14 protein-coding genes are annotated in these 17,506 nt (G+C 71.7%); 6 read left to right on the top strand and 8 right to left on the bottom strand.

Annotation, left to right across the window (positions count from 1 at the left end; genetic code table 11):
- Positions 1-72: 72 nt before the first annotated feature.
- Positions 73-726, bottom strand: a complete 654-nt coding sequence (gene orn / locus ACFV1J_RS39300) for an oligoribonuclease (protein WP_385866617.1) — start codon at positions 724-726, stop codon at positions 73-75.
- Positions 727-731: 5 nt separating this feature from the next.
- The gene (locus tag ACFV1J_RS39295) at positions 732-2,006 is read right to left on the bottom strand and encodes a GlxA family transcriptional regulator (protein ID WP_385866615.1); all 1,275 of its coding nucleotides are present in this window, start codon (positions 2,004-2,006) and stop codon (positions 732-734) included.
- A 1,025-nt stretch (positions 2,007-3,031) separates the two neighbouring features.
- Here ACFV1J_RS39295 and ACFV1J_RS39290 point away from each other — a divergent pair.
- Positions 3,032-3,553, top strand: coding sequence for a universal stress protein (locus tag ACFV1J_RS39290; protein WP_030414048.1), 522 nt, complete (start codon positions 3,032-3,034; stop codon positions 3,551-3,553).
- A gap of 329 nt (positions 3,554-3,882) precedes the next feature.
- On the opposite strand, the gene glmS is transcribed toward ACFV1J_RS39290, so the two are convergent.
- On the bottom strand, positions 3,883-5,709 hold the full coding sequence (gene glmS, locus ACFV1J_RS39285) for a glutamine--fructose-6-phosphate transaminase (isomerizing) (protein ID WP_385866610.1): 1,827 nt from the start codon (positions 5,707-5,709) through the stop codon (positions 3,883-3,885).
- A gap of 86 nt (positions 5,710-5,795) precedes the next feature.
- Positions 5,796-6,083, bottom strand: a complete 288-nt coding sequence (locus ACFV1J_RS39280) for a hypothetical protein (protein WP_385866608.1) — start codon at positions 6,081-6,083, stop codon at positions 5,796-5,798.
- Positions 6,084-6,265: 182 nt separating this feature from the next.
- Here ACFV1J_RS39280 and ACFV1J_RS39275 point away from each other — a divergent pair, with 182 nt between their 5' ends.
- Positions 6,266-7,861: a beta-N-acetylhexosaminidase gene (locus tag ACFV1J_RS39275; protein ID WP_385866604.1), complete on the top strand. Its 1,596-nt coding sequence runs from the start codon at positions 6,266-6,268 to the stop codon at positions 7,859-7,861.
- Positions 7,862-8,197: 336 nt separating this feature from the next.
- Here the strand turns inward: ACFV1J_RS39275 and ACFV1J_RS39270 are convergent, their stop codons facing one another.
- From ACFV1J_RS39270 to ACFV1J_RS39255, 4 genes are read right to left on the bottom strand one after another with little or no spacing between them, the layout of a single operon-like run.
- Positions 8,198-9,352 carry an acyl-CoA dehydrogenase family protein gene (locus tag ACFV1J_RS39270; protein ID WP_385866602.1) on the bottom strand — a complete coding sequence of 385 codons (1,155 nt, stop codon included), beginning with the start codon at positions 9,350-9,352 and terminating at the stop codon, positions 8,198-8,200.
- Positions 9,353-9,354: 2 nt separating this feature from the next.
- On the bottom strand, positions 9,355-10,296 hold the full coding sequence (locus ACFV1J_RS39265; RefSeq protein ID WP_385866601.1) for a hydroxymethylglutaryl-CoA lyase: 942 nt from the start codon (positions 10,294-10,296) through the stop codon (positions 9,355-9,357).
- Positions 10,293-12,305 (bottom strand): biotin carboxylase N-terminal domain-containing protein, encoded by a 2,013-nt coding sequence (locus ACFV1J_RS39260; protein ID WP_385866599.1) that lies wholly within the window; start codon positions 12,303-12,305, stop codon positions 10,293-10,295. The genes ACFV1J_RS39265 and ACFV1J_RS39260 overlap by 4 nt, the downstream gene beginning before the upstream one ends.
- 5 nt (positions 12,306-12,310) lie before the next feature.
- Positions 12,311-13,954, bottom strand: a complete 1,644-nt coding sequence (locus ACFV1J_RS39255) for a carboxyl transferase domain-containing protein (protein ID WP_385866597.1) — start codon at positions 13,952-13,954, stop codon at positions 12,311-12,313.
- 133 nt (positions 13,955-14,087) lie between these two features.
- Here ACFV1J_RS39255 and ACFV1J_RS39250 point away from each other — a divergent pair, with 133 nt between their 5' ends.
- The 4 genes from ACFV1J_RS39250 (at position 14,088) to ACFV1J_RS39235 (ending at position 17,378) form a co-directional block, all read left to right on the top strand.
- Complete coding sequence (locus tag ACFV1J_RS39250) at positions 14,088-14,750, top strand: TetR/AcrR family transcriptional regulator (RefSeq protein ID WP_385866595.1); 663 nt, start codon at positions 14,088-14,090, stop codon at positions 14,748-14,750.
- A gap of 161 nt (positions 14,751-14,911) precedes the next feature.
- Complete coding sequence (locus ACFV1J_RS39245; RefSeq protein ID WP_385866593.1) at positions 14,912-16,069, top strand: acyl-CoA dehydrogenase family protein; 1,158 nt, start codon at positions 14,912-14,914, stop codon at positions 16,067-16,069.
- A 20-nt stretch (positions 16,070-16,089) separates the two neighbouring features.
- Entirely contained in the window at positions 16,090-16,953 is an 864-nt protein-coding gene (locus ACFV1J_RS39240) for an acyl-CoA thioesterase (protein ID WP_385866591.1), read from the top strand.
- Between the two features lie 128 nt (positions 16,954-17,081).
- Positions 17,082-17,378, top strand: a complete 297-nt coding sequence (locus tag ACFV1J_RS39235) for a hypothetical protein (protein ID WP_385866589.1) — start codon at positions 17,082-17,084, stop codon at positions 17,376-17,378.
- Positions 17,379-17,506 lie beyond the last annotated feature (128 nt).

Raw genomic sequence — 17,506 nt, 5'->3', positions numbered from 1 at the left:
GGTTTCGTTGGGAGTGGGTTGTGGGGGGGTGCGCGGCCCGGGTCCCGCGCCCTCCCCCCCGCCCGGGGTGGATCACGACGTCGACGCGGCCTGCGGTGCGGCCGGCGGCGCGGACTCCGGCGCCGGCTCGGCCGGCAGGACGTGCTTGGCGGCGATGGCCTTCGCGGTGTCCGAGTCGGGGCCGGGCTGCGGCACGAAGACCGCCTCCCGGTAGTAGCGCAGCTCCGCGATGGACTCACGGATGTCCGCCAGCGCCCGGTGGTTGCCGTTCTTGTCCGGACTGTTGAAGTAGGCCCGCGGGAACCAGCGCCGGGCCAGCTCCTTCACGGACGACACATCGACGATCCGGTAATGGAGATGGCTCTCCAGCGCCGGCATGTCGCGCAGCAGGAAGCCACGGTCGGTGCCGACGGAATTGCCGCACAGCGGCGCCTTCCCCGGCTCCGGCACATGCTGCTTGATGTACGCCAGCACCTGCTCCTCGGCCGCCTCCAGCGTCGTCCCGCCGTCCAGCTCCGCCAGCAACCCGGAGGCGGTGTGCATCTGGCGCACCACCTCCGGCATGGTGCGCAGCGCCTCGGCCGGGGGGCGGATCACCACATCCACCCCGTCGCCCAGCACATTCAGCTCGGAGTCGGTGACCAGTGCGGCCACCTCGATGAGCGCGTCGTTCGCCAGCGAGAGACCGGTCATCTCGCAGTCGATCCACACCATGCGATCGTTCATACATCTCACCCTACGGGTCGCTCGCGCTGTCCGGGGAGCACGGGGCGCCCTGCAGTCCGGCCCGCGGTCTCCGGGAGCCGGGCGGCGTACGCGTCCGACGGCGGTTTGGCCGCCTCGGCCGCCTCCGCCAGACCGTGACCGGCCAGCGCGGCCGCGGAGAACCCCGCGCCCGCCCCGAGCGCCGCCCGCTCGCGCTCCGGCCGCTCGGCGCGCTCGGCCCGCTCCGGTCTGAGCGCGGTCTCCGGCGCACCGTTCTGCGGCCGGCGCGCACGGTAGGCGGCACGGTACGCGGCCGGCGAGGCCCCGAGCTGGCGCCGGAAGTGGCCGCGCAGCGCGACCGGCGACCGGAACCCGCAGCGGCCGGCGACCTCGTCCACCGAATAGTCGGAGGTCTCCAGCAGCCGCTGGGCCTGCAGCACCCGCTGGGTGATCAGCCACTGCAGCGGCGCGCTCCCGGTGAGGGAACGGAACCGCCGGTCGAAGGTGCGCCGGCTCATGTACGCACGCGCGGCGAGCGTCTCCACGTCGAACTGCTCGTGGAGGTGCTCCAGCGCCCAGGCGACGACCTCGGCGAGCGGGTCGGCGCCGATCTCCTCAGGTAATGACCTGTCCAGGTAGCGCTGGTGACCGAGGTCGGAGGCGGTGCGGCGGGGCGGCACCACCAGCCGGCGGGCCAGCGCGTTCGCGGCGTCCGCGCCGTGGTCGGTGCGCACGATGTGCAGACACAGGTCGATGCCGGCGGCGGTGCCCGCGGACGTCAGCACATCGCCGTCGTCGACGAACAGCTCCCGCGGGTCCACGTGGACGGACGGATAACGCTTGGCGAGCGTCGGCGCGTACATCCAGTGGGTGGTGGCCGGTCGGCCGTCGAGCAGTCCGGCCGCGGCGAGGACGAACGCCCCCGTGCACAGCCCGACGATCCTGGCCCCCTCTTCGTGCGCCCGGCGCAGCGCGTCGAGCGCGGCGGGCGGCGGGGCCTGGGTGATGGAACGCCAGGCCGGTACGACGACCGTCCCGGCACGGGAGATCGCCTCCAGCCCGTAGGGGGCGGACAGTTCCAGCCCCCCGGTCGTGCGCAAAGGTGCGTCTTCGCCCGCGCACACAAGCAGCCGGTACCTCGGAACCCCGGCGTCCTGTCGGTCGATGCCGAAGACCGAGAGCGGAATGGAGCTCTCGAAAATAGGGCCGCCGCTGAAGAGGAGCACCGCGACTATTTCGCGGCGCCGTCGGGCGGCGAGCTTGCGTGCGGCATCTGGTACGGCAGCGGAGTCCTGGCTCATGGCACTTAAGCCCCCCTCGGTCGTCTCGCCCTCTCGGTCCTGCACAGTTCCCCCGCCGTCACTACCAAGATCGAATCTACTGTGTTCCGTGAGGATGGAGTGCCAAGTTCACCACCCGCTGGTATGTCGATATGGCAACTTGGCGCGAAGCATTCGATCACGAAGCGTTCCACTCGTCGGCCCTGCAAGGGAAGTACGCGTCTCGGCTCTGCCCGTTCGCAGTAGGACACAACCATGCCCAGCGGTCCTTTCCTCCCTGCTCACACCGGGGTTGGGGGGTGTCGGGAGCAAGGTGGGGGTGGCGACCGGAAGTTGGCTGAAAACGGTCGCGCGCGGACTTGCAGGCGCCTCAGTCGACCGGCGTACGCCGATCTCCGTGCCGCCCGCCCCTGCGCGCCCGCGCCCCGGAACGTCCGCTTCTGTCCCGTTGTCGTCCGGTGGCACGCCGACGGAGTCCGGTCGCGGCCCGTTCGGACCGCCGCAACAGCCCGCGACAGGCGCAGGTCACCGCGGCCAGACCTGCCGCGGTGCCGGCCGCGCCGGCCCAGGAGGCGCCGCTGATGATCAATACGAAGGGAACCAGGGCGCAACTGAACGCGCCCCAGCGCACGACATCGCTCACTGGGTCGGGTGATCTGTCGGGCGGCAACGGCACCTCCTGCTCCCCTCGGGCGGGCTGCTACTACAACGTCGCCGACGATCTTGGGTCACCGCCAGGGGTACGTACGGGGGCAGGACGGGGCATTGCCATCCGCGCCGTGCTCCGGCATGCTCCGGGGAACGTTCGAGGCCCCCCCGGGTCCACCTCGTCCGGGTGCCCGGCGCCCGCGGCGAGCTCTGGGCAGCGGGGGAGTGGCGCCGTACTCTTGGGGTATCGGGTTGGGAAGATGATTCCCAGTCGTATCGTTCCTCTTTGAACTATGGCTCCCGGTCCTCGATCGAGCCAGCTCAGTCAACTGCCGGATCAAGTCAATCGCCGTTCCCCGTTCGCCCCTCCGCAAGAGGACGTCCTCGCCGAGACACCAATGGCCGGTCACGAAATCCCCGAACCCGCGGACCGCAAGCAGGTCGCCGATCCGATGGCGGACCTGGAAGCGGCGGAAAAGACGCGCCACTCCTGCGATCCGGCATTCCGGCACGGCGTCGTGGTCGGCTTCGACGGCTCCATGTCGAGCGAACGGGCGTTGGCGTATGCAATCGGTATCGCGCGGCGCCACAGCGCCGGATTGATCATCGTCCACGTCGCCAACAGGCTCCCGACGACGGTCTGGGCGGGCTGTGAGCCCCCGGTCTTCGTCGACGTACCGGATCACCGCACCGAGGTGCTCGGGCTGGAGCTGGCCTGCGCGGACCACCTCTCCGAGGTGCCCTGGATCCTGGTCGAGCGCGGCGGGGACATCTGCCACGAGCTGGAGGAGGTCGGCCGGGAGTACGAGGCCGACGCGATCGTGGTCGGCTCGACGCACGGCATCGTCGGCCGGATCTTCGGCTCGGTCGCGGGACGGCTGGCCCGCCGCGCGCAGCGCCCGGTCATCGTGATCCCCTGACGGATCGCCACCACCGCCGGATCGCTTCTTCTCTTCGCCTCCCGCGCACAGTTGAGGAGGCGTCATGAACGTGCGGTGTCGGCGCCCCCTCATCTCTTGCGAAGCCGAAGAGGTGGATTCTGCGCCAATGAAGGGTAGAAAACGGTCACGTGGGCGCGCCGCATCACGGGCCCGGCGGCCGCGCGCACGGCAAGTGCGTGCTGCCGGCCGGGAGGTGACGGTTCCCGGGCGGTGGCATCCCGCCGGCGTTCTGGGCGACGCCGGCGCAGGGGAGGCGGCAGCGTCGCGCGCGGAGGTGGCACGCGCGCGACGCGGTCGCCGGTGGGTGACTACTCCACCGTCACCGACTTCGCCAGGTTCCGGGGCTTGTCGATGTCCCGGCCGAGCGCCAACGCCGTGTGGTAGGCGAGCAGTTGGAGCGGGATGCCCATCAGGATCGGGTCCAGCTCGGGCTCGTTCTTCGGCACGACGATGGTGTCGTCGGCCTTCTCCTGGTCCTGGTGCGCGACGGCCAGGATGCGGCCGCTGCGGGCCTTGATCTCCTCCAGCGCCGCCCGGTTCTTCTCCAGCAGATCGTCGTCCGGGACGATCGCGACGGTCGGCATGGCGGGCTCGATGAGCGCCAGCGGGCCGTGCTTGAGCTCGGAGGCCGGGTAGGCCTCGGCGTGGATGTAGGAGACCTCCTTGAGCTTCAGGGACGCCTCACGGGCCACCGGGTAGCCGCGGACCCGGCCGATGAACATCATCGACTTGGCGTCCGCGTAGCGCGCCGCCAGCTTCTTGATCTCGTCCTCGCCCTTGAGGATCTCGTCGATCTGGCCGGGCAGCTTGCGCAGGCCGTCGATGATCCGCTTGCCGTCCGCCACGGACAGGTCGCGGATGCGGCCGAGGTGCAGGGCGAGCAGCGCGAAGGAGACCACCATGTTGGTGAAGCACTTGGTGGAGACCACGCAGACCTCCGGGCCGGCGTGCACGTAGATGCCGCCGTCGGTCTCCCGGGCGATCGCCGAGCCGACCACGTTCACCAGGCCCAGGACCCGGGCGCCCTTGCGCTTGAGCTCCTGGACGGCCGCCAGCACGTCGTAGGTCTCACCGGACTGGGAGACCGCGACGTACAGCGTGTCGGGGTCCACGACCGGGTCGCGGTAGCGGAACTCGGAGGCCGGCTCGGCGTCCGAGGGGATGCGGGCCAGCTCCTCGATCATCTGCGCGCCGATCTGGCCGGCGTGGTACGAGGTGCCGCAGCCGAGGATCTTGACCCGGCGGATGGTGCGGGCCTCGCGGGCGTCGAGGTTGAGGCCGCCGAGGTGCACGGTGGAGAACCGGTCGTCGATCCGGCCGCGCAGCGCGCGGTCCACCGCGTCCGCCTGCTCGGAGATCTCCTTGTGCATGTAGGTGTCGTGGCCGCCCAGGTCGTACGACTCGGCCGCGTACTCGACGGTCTCCGGCGTCGCGGTCGTACGGGAGCCCTCGGTGGTGTACGTGCGGTAGTCGTCGGCCTTGAGGGTCGCCATCTCGCCGTCGTCGAGGGTGACGACCTGGCGGGTGTGCGAGACCAGCGCGGCGACGTCGGACGAGACGAACATCTCGTGCTCGCCGATGCCGAGGACGACCGGGGAGCCGTTGCGGGCGACCACGATCCGGTCGGTGAAGTCGGAGTGCAGCACGGCGATGCCGTAGGTGCCCTCGATGTGCCGCAGCGCCTCGCGGACCTTCTCCTCCAGCGTCTCGGCCTTGGAGCGGCCGATGAGGTGCGCGAGGACCTCGGTGTCGGTCTCGGAGGCGAAGTCGACGCCGTCGGCGGTCAGCCGGGCGCGCAGCTCGGAGGCGTTGTCGATGATGCCGTTGTGGACGACGGCGACCTTGCCCTCGGCGTCCAGGTGCGGGTGGGCGTTGTCGTCGGTGGGCGCGCCGTGGGTGGCCCAGCGGGTGTGCGCGATGCCGGTGGTGCCGGCGAACCGCTTCGGCAGGCGGGACTCCAGCTCGCGGACCCGGCCCTTGGCCTTCGCGGTCTTCAGGCCCGCGGACTTGCCGGTGCCGCTGGCGTGCAGGGCGATACCGGCCGAGTCGTAGCCGCGGTACTCCAGGCGGGCCAGGCCCTCCAGCAGCAGGGGAGCAACGTCGCGTTTGCCGATATAGCCGACGATCCCGCACATACAGTGACCCTCCGAGAAAGACGTGTGTCGGTTGTGGTGTGCCCGACGCCGGTCCGGCGCCGGCCGTGGACCGGTCCGGTGGACCGTCAGCCGTAGACCAGGCGGCGCAGCTGGCGGGCGGAGAGATCCGGTGGGGCCACGGCGCGGTGCGGCATCTCGTGGCGGATCCGTTCGAAGATCTCCTCGTTGCGCAGTCCCTGGGACTGCAGCTCCCGGTGGCGCCGGCGGACGAACTCCTCCGTGGTCTCGTCGAAGTACGCCAGCACGTCCAGCACCACCCGGGCGGCCTCACCGCGCTGCAGCGGTGTGCTGCGCACCAGGTGGTCCACCAGGTCTTCGTGGGGCGCATCTGCGCGGTGACGGCGTTCGAGCACCCGTCGATACTGCGGGGCGCCGCCAAGATTCGCAAGAAATCTGCCCGATATCGGGCAGGTCGCCGGTTTGGGTGCGGGAAAGTGGTCTACACCTTGACCGCGTTCCAGGCTCGCGGTACGCATGGTCACCGCTCGGTCGCTCCATGCCATGACATGCCCGACGCTCGCCGAAGGGACCGTCGATGAGACGACGCAGACTGCTGGGCCCGCTGCTGCTGACCGTGGCCGCGGCGCTGGGAACCGCCGCCGCACCGCCGACCGCCGCACGGGCCGCCGCCCCCACCGTCCCCCTCGACCGGGTCGTGCCCGCCCCGGCGTCGGTGCACGAGGGCGGCACCCCGTACACGATCGGCGCCGCCACCCGTATCCGCGTGCCCGGCGGCTCGGGGGAGGTGCGGCGGATCGCCGGCCATCTGGCGGGCCTGCTGCGCCCCTCCACCGGCTACGCCCTGCCGGTCACCACCAAGGACGGCGACGGCATCGTGCTGCGGCTCGGCGGCCGGGGCACCGCGGAGCTGGGCGCGGAGGGCTACCGGCTGCGCGCCGACGGCCGCGCGGTGACGCTCAGCGCCCGCCGGCCCGCCGGCCTCTTCCACGCCGTCCAGACGCTCCGCCAGCTGCTGCCCGCGGCCGCCGGGGAACACCGCGAGCAGGCCGGGCCCTGGCGGATCGCCGGCGGCACCATCGCCGACACCCCGCGCTACGGATACCGCGGCGCGATGCTCGACGTCTCCCGGCACTTCTTCACCGTGTCCCAGGTCAAGCGCTACATCGACCAGCTCGCGATGTACAAGATCAACAAGCTGCATCTGCACCTCTCCGACGACCAGGGCTGGCGGATCGCCATCCGCTCCTGGCCGCGGCTGGCGACCTACGGCGGCTCCACCCAGGTCGGCGGCGGCAAGGGCGGCTACTACAGCCAGGACGACTACCGCGAGATCATCCGCTACGCCGCCGACCGCTATCTGACCGTCGTGCCCGAGATCGACATGCCGGGCCACACCAACGCCGCCCTGGCCTCGTACGCCGACCTCAACTGCAACGGCGTCGCACCGCCCCTCTACACCGGCACCCACGTCGGCTTCAGCTCGCTGTGCGTGCCGAAGAAGGTGACCTACGACTTCGTCGACGACGTCATCCGCGAGCTCGCCCGGCTCACCCCGGGCCGCTACCTCCACATCGGCGGCGACGAGGCGCACTCCACCAGCCACGCGGACTACGTCACCTTCATGGACAAGGTGCAGCCGGTGGTCGCCAAATACGGCAAGACCGTGATCGGCTGGCACCAGCTGACCGGCGCCCACCCGGCGAAGGGCGCCCTCGCCCAGTACTGGGGCTACGACGCCACCGGCGCGGCCGAGCGGCAGCAGGTCACCGACGCGGCCCGGAACGGCACCGGGCTGATCCTCTCGCCCGCCGACCGCGCCTACCTCGACATGAAGTACGACAAGGACACCCCGCTGGGCCTGTCCTGGGCCGGCTATGTGGGCGTCCGGCGGGCGTACGACTGGGACCCGGGCAACTACCTCCAGGGCGCGCCCGGCGACGCGATCCGGGGCGTCGAGGCACCGCTGTGGTCCGAGACCCTCTCCACCTCCGCGCACATCGAGTACATGGCCTTCCCGCGGCTCCCCGGCATCGCCGAACTCGGCTGGTCGCCCGCGGACACCCACGACTGGGCCTCGTACCGCGAGCGACTGGCCGCCCAGGGCCCCCGCTGGGACGCCCTGGGCATCCACTACTACCGCTCGCCGGAGGTGCCCTGGCCGGCGGCGTAACGGGGCGCGCTGCGGCGTGACAGGGGCGCCAGGAAGTAGCGGCACGCGCTACGGCGTAACGGTGCGCGCCGCAAGCAGCAGAACGTAGCGGCGCGCGCCACCAGCGCCACGTGCGCCACCAGGGTCACGCGCGCCACCAGGGCCACAACGTGGTGGCCCCCGGAATTCCTCCGGACCCCACCACGTTGTGGCCCCACAGGGGGCGCTCGCACCCCCTACGGGATCTGTTCGGCCGCACCCTAAGGGACCCACAGCCCCGGGAACGCCCAGGCCCCGGACACGCCCAGGCCCCGGGAACGCCCCAGCCCCGGAAGGGGCCCCAGCCCCGGAAGGGATCTAGAAGCCCAGCTCCCGGGCGATCAGCATCCGCTGTACCTCGCTGGTGCCCTCGCCGATCTCCAGGATCTTGGCGTCCCGCCACATCCGGGCCACCGGGTACTCGTTCATGAAGCCGTACCCGCCGTGGATCTGGGTGGCCTCGCGGGCGTTGTCGACCGCGATCTCGGAGGAGTACAGCTTCGCCAGCGCCGCCTCCTTCTTGAACGGTTCGCCGTGCACCAGCCGGGAGGCGGCGTCCCGCCACGCCAGCCGGGCGGTGTGCGCCCGCATCTCCATGTCGGCGAGCTTGAACTGGATCGCCTGGTTGGCGCCGATCGGCCTCCCGAAGGCGTGACGTTCCTTCGCGTACCTCACCGACTCGTCCACACAGCCCTGCGCCAGGCCGGTGGCCAGCGCCGCGATGGCGATCCGGCCCTCGTCGAGGATCCGCAGGAACTGGGCGTAGCCGCGGCCCTCTTCGCCGAGCAGGTTGCCGGCCGGCACCCGGACGTCGGAGAACGACAGCTCGCGGGTGTCCGAGGCGTTCCAGCCGACCTTGGAGTACGGGGCGGCGACCGTGAAGCCGGGGGTGCCGGACGGCACGATGATCGAGGAGATCTCCGGGGAGCCGTCGGCCTTGCGGCCGGTGACCGCGGTGACCGTCACCAGACCGGTGATGTCCGTACCGGAGTTGGTGATGAAGCACTTGCTGCCGTTGATCACCCAGTCTCCGCGGTCCCGCACCGCGGTCGTGCGGGTCGCGCCGGCGTCCGAGCCGCCGTCCGGCTCGGTCAGGCCGAACGCGCCGAGCATCTCCCCGCTGCACAGCTTGGGCAGCCACTCGCGCTTCTGCTCCTCCGTGCCGAAGCGGTAGAGGGGCATGGCGCCCAGTGAGACGCCGGCCTCCAGGGTGATCGCCACGGAGGAGTCGACCCGGGCCAGCTCCTCCAGGGCGATGCCGAGGGCGAGGTAGTCGCCGCCCATCCCGCCGTACTCCTCGGGGAACGGCAGGCCGAACAGGCCCATCCGGCCCATCTCCTGCACGATTTCGTACGGGAACGCATGCTGCTCGTAGTACTCGCCGATCTTCGGTGCGACGACGTCATGCGCGAACGCCTCGACCGTGCGCCGGAGTTCCTCCAGCTCTTCGGGCAGACGGTGGTCCAGGGACATGGTCACTCCTTGTGGGAGAGGGCACGCAGGGTGCGCGAGGGGCTCGGGCGGCCCAGGACACCGGCCATCCACACGCTCGTGGCGGTGAGCCGGTCGAGATCGACGCCGGTCTCGATGCCGAGGCCGTGCAGCATCCACACGAGGTCCTCGGTGGCGAGGTTGCCGGTGGCGCTCTTCGCGTACGGGCAGCCGCCGAGGCCGCCCGCCGACGCGTCGACGGTGGTGACGCCGTGCTGCAGCGCGGCGAGGGTGTTGGCGAGGGCCTGCCCGTAGGTGTCGTGGAAGTGCACGCCCACCTTCGAGGTGGGCACGCCCGCCTCGTTCAGGGCGGCGAGGAGGTGCTGGACGTGGCCCGGGGTGGCCACGCCGATGGTGTCGCCCAGGCTCAGCTCGTCGCAGCCCATGTCGAGCAGCGCCCGGCACACCCGGACCGTCTGCGCGACCGGCACCGGGCCCTCCCAGGGGTCGCCGAAGCACATCGACAGATAGCCGCGGACGTGCACCCCGGCGTCCTTGGCGCGGGTGACGACCGGGGCGAACATCGCCAGTGCCTCGTCGACCGTGCGGTTGAGGTTGGCCTTGGCGAACGACTCGGTGGCGCTGGCGAACACCGCGATCCGGCGGGCGCCCAGTGCCAGCGCCCGGTCCAGCCCGCGGTCGTTGGGCACCAGGACGGGCAGCCGCTGCGGGTCGAGGTCGCCGAGCAGCGGGAACAGCCGCTCGGCGTCGGCGAGTTGGGGCACCCACTTGGGGTGTACGAAGCTGGTCGCCTCCACCACCGGCAGTCCCGCGTCGACGAGCCGGTGGACGAACTCGGCCTTGATCTCCGTGGGCACGACGGTCCGTTCGTTCTGCAGGCCGTCGCGTGCGCCGACCTCATGGATGCGCACCCGGGCGGGCAGCCCCTCCGCGGCGATCTCCATCGGCAGTCCGGTGACGGTCATGACGCCACCTCCCCGGCCGTGCCATCCGCAGCAACCGCACCGTCGGCGCCGTCCACAGGGGCGATCACGGCCAGTACCTGGTCCATGGCGACCGTCGAGCCGACCGTCACGTCCAGTTCGGTCACCGTCCCGGCATGCGGGGCGGAGATCACGTGTTCCATCTTCATCGCCTCCACCACCAGCAGGCCCTGGCCCGCGGTGACCTCGTCGCCGACCGCGACCTTGACGACCGTGACGGTGCCCGGCATCGGGGCGGCCAGGGTGTCCGCGCCGTGCGCCCCGGCGGCCCCGCGCAGCGCGGCCGCCACCGGGTCGTGGTCGGTCACCTGCCAGGCGTCGCCGTCCCTGCCGAGCCAGTCGCCGCTGCGGTGGAAGGTGTGCACGACCCCGTCGAGCGTGATCCGGACGCGGTCCGGTGTGACCTCGGCGGTGTCCTCCGGGCCGCCGGGCCGGACCTCGCGGGCCACCGGGTCGTGGCCCGGCACCCGCAGCCAGTGGCGCACCGGGGCGGGCTCGCCGCCGAGCCGGAAACCGTTCGGCGCGGCGAACGGGTCGCGCCAGCCGGCCGCGTCCGCCGCCGGCGCGAGGGCGGCCTGGCGCACCGCCGCGGCCGCCGCGTACACCTCGTCCGGGACGCCCGCCTCGATCAGGCCGGCCGCTTCCCGTTCCACCAGCCCGGTGTCCAGCTCGCCGGAGACCACGTCGGGGTGGGCCAGCAGCCGCCGCAGGAAGCCGGCGTTGGTCGTCACGCCGAGGGTGACGGTGTCGGCCAGCGCGGCCCGCAGCCGGCGCAGCGCGCTCGCCCGGTCCGGGCCGTACGCGATGACCTTGGCGAGCATCGGGTCGTACCGGCTGCCGACCTCGCCGCCCTCGGTGAGGCCGGAGTCGGTGCGGATTCCCCCACCCTGCACCTCGTGCAGCGAACGGACCGTGCCGCCGGTGGGCAGGAAGTCGCGGGCCGGGTCCTCGGCGCAGAGCCGGGCCTCGACCGCGTGCCCGGTGAGGGTGATGTCGTCCTGGGCGTACGGGAGGTGCTCGCCGGCCGCGATCCGCAGCTGCCACTCCACCAGGTCCAGGCCGGTGACGAGCTCGGTGACCGGGTGCTCCACCTGGAGGCGGGTGTTCATCTCCATGAAGTAGTAGGCCGAGGGGTCCTTGCCCGGGACGATGAACTCGACGGTGCCGGCGCCGCGGTAGCCGCAGGAGCGGGCCGCCTGCACGGCCGCCTCGCCCATCGCGGCCCGGGTCGCCTCGTCCAGCAGGACCGACGGGGCCTCCTCGATGATCTTCTGGTGGCGCCGCTGGAGGGAGCACTCGCGCTCGCCGAGGTGCAGGACGGTGCCATGGCCGTCCGCCAGGACCTGGATCTCGATGTGCCGGGGCCGGTCGATCCAGCGCTCGACGAGGAGGGTGTCGTCGCCGAAGGAGGAGCGGGCCTCGCGGCGGGCGGCGGCGATCTCGTCGGCCAGCAGCGGCTCCTCGCGCACCAGCCGCATGCCCTTGCCGCCGCCGCCCGCGGACGGCTTGAGCAGGACGGGCATGCCGATCTCCCGTGCTGCGGCGGCGAGTTGGGCGTCGTTCAGGCCGCTGCCGGAGGAGCCGGGGACGACCGGGACGCCGGCCGTGCGGACGGTCTCCTTGGCGCGGATCTTGTCGCCCATCAGCTCGATGGCGTCGGCGGGCGGGCCGATGAAGACCAGGCCCGCCTCGGCGCAGGCCCGGGCGAAGGCGGCGTTCTCGGCGAGGAAGCCGTAGCCGGGGTGGACCGCCTGGGCGCCGGTGCGCGCGGCCGCGTCCAGCAGCCGCTCGACGGACAGATAGCTCTCGGCGGCCGGGGCCGGCCCGATCCGTACGGCCGTGTCGGCCTCGCGGACGTGGCGGGCCCCGGCGTCCGCGTCGCTGAAGACGGCGATGGAGCGGATGCCGAGCGTACGGAGCGTGCGGATGACGCGGACCGCGATCTCGCCGCGGTTGGCGATCAGGACGCTGTCGAACATGGTCGTGGGCATTCCTCTCACATCCGGAAGACGCCGAACTGCGGCTCGCCCAAGGGGGCGTTGGCACAGGCGGTCAGGGCGAGGCCGAGGACCTGACGGGTCTCGAGCGGGTCGATGACGCCGTCGTCCCACAGTCGGGCGGTGGCGTAGTAGGCGTTGCCCTGGGTCTCGTACTGCGCGCGGACGGGGGCCTTGAAGGCGTCCTCCTCCTCGGCGCTCCACTCCTCGCCGCGGGCCTCCATCTGGTCGCGCTTGACGGTGGCGAGGACCGAGGCGGCCTGTTCGCCGCCCATCACGGAGATCTTGGCGTTGGGCCACATCCACAGGAACCGGGGGGAGTAGGCCCGGCCGCACATGGAGTAGTTGCCGGCGCCGTACGAGCCGCCGATGACGACGGTGAGCTTGGGGACCCGGGTGCAGGCCACGGCCGTGACCATCTTGGCGCCGTGTTTGGCGATGCCGCCCGCCTCGTAGTCCCGGCCGACCATGAAGCCGGAGATGTTCTGCAGGAACACCAGGGGGATGCCGCGCTGGTCGCACAGCTCGATGAAGTGGGCGCCCTTCTGGGCGGATTCGGAGAACAGGATGCCGTTGTTGGCGACGATGCCGACCGGGTGGCCGTGCAGGTGCGCGAAGCCGGTGACCAGCGTGGTGCCGTACTCGGCCTTGAATTCCGCGAACCGCGAGCCGTCCACGATCCGTGCGATCACCTCCCGCACGTCGTAGGGCGTCCGGGAGTCCACCGGCACCACGCCGTACAGCCCGGCCGGGTCGACCGCGGGCTCCTCGACGGGCCGCACGGTCCAGGGCAGCGGGGGCCGTTCGCCGAGCGTGGAGACGATGGTGCGGACGATGCGCAGCGCGTGGGCGTCGTCCTCGGCGAGGTGGTCGGTGACGCCGGAGGTACGGGAGTGCACCTCGCCGCCGCCGAGCTCCTCGGCGGTGACGACCTCGCCGGTGGCGGCCTTCACCAGCGGCGGCCCGCCCAGGAAGATCGTGCCCTGGTTGCGCACGATCACGGCCTCGTCGCTCATGGCCGGGACGTACGCGCCGCCGGCCGTGCACGATCCGAGGACGGCCGCGATCTGCGGGATGCCGGCGCCGGACATCCGCGCCTGGTTGTAGAAGATCCGCCCGAAGTGCTCGCGGTCGGGGAACACCTCGTCCTGCATCGGCAGGAACGCCCCGCCGGAGTCGACCAGGTAGACGCACGGCAGCCGGTTGTCGAGGGCCACCTCCTGGGCGCGCAGATGCTTCTTGACCGTCATCGGGTAGTACGTGCCGCCCTTGACCGTGGCGTCGTTGGCGACGATCACCACCTCGCGGCCGGAGACCCGTCCGATGCCGGCGATCACCCCGGCGGCCGGCGCGGCCCCGTCGTACATCCCCTCCGCGGCCAGCGGCGCCAGCTCCAGGAAGGGCGAGCCGGGGTCCAGCAGGGCGTCGACCCGGTCGCGGGGCAGCAGCTTGCCGCGGGCGGTGTGCCGCGCCCGGGCCTTCTCGCCGCCGCCGAGCCGGGCCGCGGCGAGCCGTTCGCGCAGGTCGGCGGCGAGCTCGCGGTGCGCGGCCTCGTTGCTCCGCCAGGAGTCGGAGGCCGGATCGTCCCTCGGACTCCGGCCGAGGGACGCCCCGTCGCCTCCCAGCACCGGTGCCTGCTCCATCACTACGAGCCCCCTTGCTCGGTCGTCCGCCCGGCCGCCGCGGTGCGCGGCCGCCGGGCATCCGGGTTAATGGGCGTTAACGTCATTTCCTTCAGGTTAACGACCACTAACCCGGCTGTCTACAATCGACGGCATGAGTAATGCGCAGGCCCCCGCCCCGACCAGCCGCCGCGAGCAGATCCTGAAAGAGGCCGCCCGGCTCTTCGCCGAGCGCGGGTTCCACGGCGTCGGCGTGGACGAGATAGGGGCCGCCGTGGGCATCTCCGGCCCCGGGCTCTACCGCCACTTCGCCGGCAAGGACGCGATGCTCGCCGAGCTGCTGGTGGGGATCAGTGAGCGGCTCCTCGCGGGCGGCCGGATGCGGGTCGCGGAGGGCGGCGAGGACCCCGAGGCGGTGCTGCACGCACTGATCGACGGCCATATCGACTTCGCCCTGGACGACCGCCCGCTGATCACCGTGCACGACCGCGAGCTGGACCGGCTGCGCGAGGCCGACCGCAAGCGGGTGCGCCAGCTCCAGCGGCAGTACGTCGAGCTCTGGGTGGAGGTCGTCCGTCAGGTCCACCCGGGCCCCTCGGAGTCCCAGGCCCGGGCCGCCGTGCACGCCGTCTTCGGCCTGCTGAACTCCACCCCCCACCTGGGCCGCCCCGGCTCCCTCCCGGGCCGCACGGAGATGGCGGAACTGCTGCACCGGCTGGCGCTGGGAGCCTTCGGGGCGGTGGCGGCGGAGGGGGCGGAGGCGCCGGCGGGGGAGTCGGTGGCTGCGGCGGGGGAGTCGGTGGCCGCGGGCGCGTAGGGCGTGTAGGGCGCGCGAGGGGATCGCCCTGGTGTGTGCCTCCGCACAGGTTCTCGTTGACCTCTGGACAGTCAAGGTGACCGGCCGGTAGCTTTCGCTGAGCAAGCGCTTAGCCATGCGCTGCGCCCTGCGACCTGCGACCTTGAGGAGGCGACGTAACCATGCGCCGTACGGTGTTCAACGAGGACCACGAGGCGTTCCGCGAGACCATACGCGCCTTCATCGAGGCCGAGGTCGTACCGGTCCACGACGAGTGGTTCGCGGCCGGCCAGGTCCCGCGCGAGTTCTACTACAAGCTCGCCGAGCTGGGCGTCTTCGGCATCCGCGTCCCCGAGGAGTACGGCGGCGCCGGCATCGACTCGCACAAGTTCGAGGCCGTGATGTACGAGGAGACCGCCCGCGCCGGCGTCACCTTCGGCGGCTCCGGCGTGCACGTCCTCCTCGGCCTGCCGTACATCGAGATGCTCGCCACCGACGAGCAGAAGAAGCGCTACCTGCCGAAGTTCGTCTCCGCCGAGGAGATGTGGGCGCTGGCCATGACCGAGCCGGGCACCGGCTCCGACCTCGCCGGCATGAAGACCACCGCCAAGCTGTCCGACGACGGCACGCACTACGTCCTCAACGGCTCCAAGACCTTCATCACCGGCGGCGTGCACGCCGACCGCGTGATCGTCTGCGCCCGCACCGCCGCGCCCACCGCCGAGGACCGCCGCCACGGCATCTCCCTCTTCGCCGTCGACACCACGTCCGAGGGCTACTCCATCGGCCGCAAGCTCGACAAGCTCGGCCTGCGCACCTCCGACACCGCCGAACTGGCCTTCGTCGACGTCAAGGTCCCCGTCGAGGACCTGCTCGGCGAGGAGAACAAGGGCTTTTACTACCTCGGCCAGAACCTGCCCTCCGAGCGCTGGGGCATCGCCTTCGGCGCGTACGCGCAGGCCAAGGCGGCCGTCCGGTTCGCGCAGGCGTACGTCCAGGAGCGCACCGTCTTCGGCAAGACCGTCGCGTCCTTCCAGAACACCAAGTTCGAACTGGCCGCCTGCCAGGCGGAGGTGGACGCCGCCGAGGCCGTCGCCGACCGCGCCCTGGAAGCCCTGGACGCCGGCGAACTGACCGCCGCCGAGGCCGCCTCCGCCAAGCTCTTCTGCACCGAGGTCGCCCACCGCGTCATCGACCGCTGCCTCCAGCTGCACGGCGGCTACGGCTTCATGAACGAGTACCCCATCGCCCGCCTGTACGCCGACAACCGCGTCAACCGCATCTACGGCGGCACCAGCGAGGTCATGAAGTCCATCATCGCCAAGTCCATGGGCCTGTAAGGCCGTTGGGGCCCACGCACGTGAACGACGCACTCCGGTCCCTGCTCGATCTGCTCGACCTGGAGCGGATCGAGCAGGACATCTTCCGCGGCCAGAGCCGGGCCGCCCTGGTGCCCCGGGTCTTCGGCGGCCAGGTCGCCGCCCAGGCACTGGTCGCGGCCGGCCGCACGGTCCCCGAGAACCGGCCGCCGCACTCCCTGCACGCGTACTTCCTGCGCCCCGGCGACCCCGGCGCGCCCATCGTCTACACCGTCGACCGGATCCGCGACGGGCGGTCCTTCACCACCCGCCGGGTCGTCGCCGTCCAGCACGGCCAGCCGATCTTCCACCTCTCCGCCTCCTTCCAGGAGTTCGAGGAGGGGCTGGACCACCAGACGGACATGCCGGCCGCGCCCGACCCGGAATCCCTGCCGACGGCCGCCGAGATGCTGCCCCGCCACCTCCCGGCGGAGATCGCCGAACGGCTGGTGGAGGCCCGCGCCGCGGTCGACCTGCGGTACGTCGACACCCCGCCCTGGGGCACCGTCGGCCGGCCCCGCCCCCCGCGCTCGCAGGTCTGGTTCAAGGCGGGCGGCAAGGTCGCCGACGAGCCGCTGCTGCACGTCTGCCTGGCCACCTACGTCTCCGACATGACGCTGCTGGACTCCGTCCTGCTCGCCCACGGCCGCGGTGGCTGGGCCGTCGGCGACGTCGTCGGCGCCTCACTGGACCACGCCATGTGGTTCCACCGCCCCTTCCGCGCCGACGAATGGCTCCTCTACGACCAGGAATCCCCCTCCTCCTCAGGCGGCCGCGGCCTCGGCCAGGCCCGCATCTGGACCCAGCACGGCCAACTCGCGGTGTCGGTGATCCAGGAGGGGGTCGTGCGGGTGCCGCGGGGGTAGCGCGGCGGGCCGGGCGGGGGCGGGCATCGTCGGGGGCGCGGCCGCGGTTGCGTCTTGATGCGGTTGTACGGCCCTAGGGGTGCCATCGGCCGGTTAGGGCATGGGTCCAGTTGCTGAGGCGGCCGGCGGTGAGCACCGCAACATTGTTTACTGGCGACGTCAACAGCGACAACGGAGGTGGCGCTGTGGCCGGACTGGTCTATTTCCGGAAGATCGCTGAGGGTGCCGACGTCGTTGTCTATTCGTTCGGCGAAGATGCCTCTGAGATGACGCGGCAGTTGGTCATGGACAAGGGCAATCTCCGGTCGCGGTCAGGGGACGGGAACGTGGACGTTGACTATGCGTTCCTCAAGGCGTCGCGAAAGATCAGCTCGATGTACGACCGGGCACGTGAATGGCCTGAACGTGGAATGAGCGCCAGCTGATTTTTCCTCGGCCGGGACCGGTGTTGGTGAAGTTGTACGGCCCTAGGGGTGCCATCGCCCCCTTAGGGCATGGCACCCACCCCCACCACCCACCCCCACCACCCACCCCCACCACCCACCCCCACCAC

Origin of the sequence: Streptomyces sp. NPDC059649 (assembly GCF_042734445.1) — a bacterium.
GTDB lineage: Bacteria > Actinomycetota > Actinomycetes > Streptomycetales > Streptomycetaceae > Streptomyces.
Note: the sequence above shows the minus strand (reverse complement) of the source record. Positions and strands in the feature narration are given on the sequence as shown.